The following is a 3,263-nucleotide window of genomic DNA, read 5'->3' as shown; positions in this document are numbered from 1 at the left end:
GCACCCATCCAACGAGGTATATGCCATGAACAGAGTTCCACTGATTACCGCCGCCCTGGTGATTTTCTGCGGGTCTGCGGGCGGCCAACCGGCGACCACATCGCAGACAGTGATCACGCTGGCCGGCGCCAAACAGGTCATCGCGGCCGCCGTGAAGGAGGCAGACCGGCTCAAGGCGCCGGGTGGCAGCATCGCAGTGGTCGATGCCGGCGGCCATCTCATCGCCCTGGAACGGCTCGACAACACCTTTGTCGCCAGCGCGGACATCGCCGTCGGCAAGGCGCGCACCGCGGTACTGTTTAAAAAGCCTACGCGGGTATTCGAAGACCTGGTCAACGGTGGGCGGACCACCATGGTCACGCTGCCCGATTTCACGCCACTGCAGGGTGGCGTGCCGGTCGTGGTCGACGGCCAGGTGGTCGGCGCCCTGGGCGTCAGCGGTGCTGCCAGCGCGCAGCAGGACGAGGACATCGCGCGCGTCGGGGCGGAAGCGCTGGCCGCCGGCGCGGTCGCGTCAGCGGTCACCTACCTCGACCGCGACGCGGTTACCGCCGCCTTCGCCCGTGGCGCGCCCCTGCTGGAGACGCCCGAATACAAGGTGCATGCCAGCCGTCGCACCGGACCGGGACTGATCGAGGTGCACGCGTACGAAACGGACATCGTGTATGTACTCGAGGGAGAAGCCACCTTCGTGACCGGTGGCCGGCTGCTGGATGGCAAGGTCACCGCGCCGGGCGAGATCCGCGGATCGCAGCTCGAGGGCGGCAATGTGCAGCAGCTGGCGCCCGGTGATGTAGTGGTGGTGCCGCGCGGCACGCCGCACTGGTTCCGGGAGATTGGAACTGCGCCTTTCCTGTATTTCGTGGTCAAGCCGATCGCTGCCCCCGGAGGTGCGTCATGAACCGCTCGCGCCGCCCGGCCGTCTTCGGCGTGCTCGGGCTGCTGTTTGCGATCGCTGCCATGGCGGGCGGCCCGCCGGTTCCGGAGGGAGAGCCCCTGGCAGTGATCGACCTGGCCACCCGCGAGGGCATGGCGCTGGTCAAGGGCGAGTGGCACTACCGGGATGCGGACATCGTGACGGTGGACTTCCGGGCCGCCGGTCCGGACGGGCAGCCGACCGGAAAACCGGTCAGGACCCATGACATCGCGCCTCATGCCGGAGGACGCGACTACGACGACCGCGACTGGGAAGTGATCGCGCCGGAGTCGCTCGGGCAACGCCGCGGCAACGGCCGCCTCAGCTTCGACTGGTACCGCCTCCGCCTCACCGTCCCCGAGCGCATCGGCGCGGTCGATACCCGCGGCACCACGGCGGTATTCGAAACCTCGGTGGACGATTACGCCGAGGTGTGGGTGGACGGGGAGCTGCCGCGTGCCGCCGGCCAGAGCGGCGGCTCGGTGGTCAAGGGCTGGAATGCGGCAAACAGGCTGATCATCGGTCGCGATGTGCAGCCCGGCCAATCGATCCAGCTGGCGGTATTCGGCGCCAACGGGCCGCTGTCCAATCCACCGACCAATTACCTCTGGATGCGTTATGCCCGGATTGCATTGTATCCGGGTGGCGCGGGTCCGGTTGCTGTTGAACCGCAGGAGGTGAACGTCGAGGTGCTGCGGCTCGATCCGGCCATCGATGCCATCGTCCCGCCCAATGCCAAACTCTACAAACTCGCGGAGGGCTTCCAGTTCACCGAGGGACCGGTGTGGGTGAGCGGCGACGGCGGCTATCTGCTGTTCTCGGATCCCAACGCCAACACCATCTACAAATACACCGCGGAGGGTGACCTCTCGGTATTCAAACACCCGAGTGGTTATGCCGGGGCGGATATCGCCGACTACCGCCAGCCGGGCTCCAACGGTCTGACCCTGGACGCCGAGGGACGGCTCACCATCGACCAGCACGGCAACCGCCGGGTGATTCGCCTCGAGCCGGACGGGAGCGAGACGGTGCTTGCAGAACGCTACCAGGGCAAGCGCCTCAACAGTCCCAACGATCTGGTCTACAAGTCCGGCGGCGCCCTGTATTTCACCGATCCGTATTTCGGACTGCCGGAGTTCGATCAGGACCCGCGCAAGGAACTGCCGTTCAGCGGTGTCTTCCGCGTCAGGGACGGCGGCGTGGTGGAATTGCTGACGGATGAGCTCAAGGGACCGAACGGCATCGCCTTCTCGCCAGATGAACGCTTTCTCTATGTGGGCGACTGGGACGAGCGGCACAAGGTGGTGATGCGCTACCCGGTCAGGGCCGACGGTCGCCTCGATGCCGGCGAGGTGTTCTTCGACATGACCGCCGCCCCCGGCGAGGACGCCATCGACGGCATCAAGGTCGATGTCGAGGGCAATCTCTACGTCTCCGGCCCCGGCGGGCTGTGGATCCTCTCGTCCGAGGGTCGGCACCTCGGCACGGTGCTGGCGCCGCGGCACCCGCACAACATGGCCTGGGGCGACGCGCACGGACGGACGCTGTATCTCGCCGCTGGCAGCACGCTGTACCGGATGCCGCTCAACATCGCGGGGATACGCCCGTAGGGAGTGAACACCCAAAGGTTACGGGTGGTGCCTCATGAGAGGCATTCCTACCGTGACTGAATAAGCTTGTTAGTCCGCTATCCGGGGTGATCAGGGAAATGCCACTGCGGATGAAACTTGGTAACTCAGTGGAGGCTAAGGAAATGCAGGATTATCGCAGGACGCATGACGCGATTTCGAAGCTCTCTCCGGAGCAATACCGTGTCACGCAACAAAACGGCACCGAACGCCCGGGTACCGGGCTGTATCACGATCACAAGGAGCCGGGCATCTACGTCGATGTCGTTTCTGGCGAGCCGCTGTTCGCCTCGTCCGACAAGTATGAATCAGGTTGTGGATGGCCGAGCTTCACCAGGCCGATAGAGCCGGCACACGTCAACGAGCTGCGAGATGCCTCGCATGGCATGATCCGCACCGAGGTGCGCTCGACCCACGGGGACAGTCACCTGGGGCACGTCTTTCCCGACGGTCCCGCTGATCACGGAGGACTGCGCTACTGCATCAACTCGGCGTCGCTGCGTTTCGTGCACCGTGATGACATGGAAGACGAAGGCTATGGTGCTTACCTCGATCAGGTGGAGGATATCCGATGAAACGCGAACGCGCTGTGCTCGCCGGTGGCTGCTTCTGGGGAATGCAGGACCTGATCCGTCGCCATGACGGCGTGATTTCGACCCGCGTCGGTTACACGGGCGGTGACGTGCCGAACGCGACGTATCGCCATCACGGCACCCATG

The 3,263-nt window shown here is 65.2% G+C and carries 4 protein-coding genes; all 4 read left to right on the top strand.

Going from position 1 to position 3,263, the window contains the following annotated elements; genetic code table 11:
* Nucleotides 1–25: 25 nt before the first annotated feature.
* The gene (locus LJE91_13575) at nucleotides 26–901 is read left to right on the top strand and encodes a heme-binding protein (GenBank protein MCG6869710.1); all 876 of its coding nucleotides are present in this window, start codon (nucleotides 26–28) and stop codon (nucleotides 899–901) included.
* Complete coding sequence (locus tag LJE91_13570) at nucleotides 898–2,526, top strand: SMP-30/gluconolactonase/LRE family protein (GenBank protein ID MCG6869709.1); 1,629 nt, start codon at nucleotides 898–900, stop codon at nucleotides 2,524–2,526. Before LJE91_13575 ends, LJE91_13570 begins: the two co-directional genes overlap by 4 nt.
* Before the next feature lie 143 nt (nucleotides 2,527–2,669).
* Entirely contained in the window at nucleotides 2,670–3,119 is a 450-nt protein-coding gene (msrB, locus tag LJE91_13565; protein ID MCG6869708.1) for a peptide-methionine (R)-S-oxide reductase MsrB, read from the top strand.
* A partial coding sequence (locus tag LJE91_13560; GenBank protein ID MCG6869707.1) for a peptide-methionine (S)-S-oxide reductase occupies nucleotides 3,116–3,263 on the top strand: 148 nt, incomplete at its 3' end. The genes msrB and LJE91_13560, both read left to right, overlap by 4 nt.

The organism is Gammaproteobacteria bacterium, from assembly GCA_022340215.1.
Taxonomy (GTDB): Bacteria; Pseudomonadota; Gammaproteobacteria; order JAJDOJ01; family JAJDOJ01; genus JAJDOJ01.
The sequence above is the reverse complement of the archived record's forward strand: the minus strand, read 5'-3'. Positions and strand labels throughout refer to the sequence as shown.

What these genes read in the sequence shown, in the direction of transcription:
- LJE91_13575 (MCG6869710.1), top strand. Translation starts at nt 26, where the DNA reads ATGAACAGAGTTCCACTGATTACCGCCGCCCTGGTGATTTTCTGCGGG.
- LJE91_13570 (MCG6869709.1), top strand. Translation starts at nt 898, where the DNA reads ATGAACCGCTCGCGCCGCCCGGCCGTCTTCGGCGTGCTCGGGCTGCTG.
- msrB (MCG6869708.1), top strand. Translation starts at nt 2,670, where the DNA reads ATGCAGGATTATCGCAGGACGCATGACGCGATTTCGAAGCTCTCTCCG.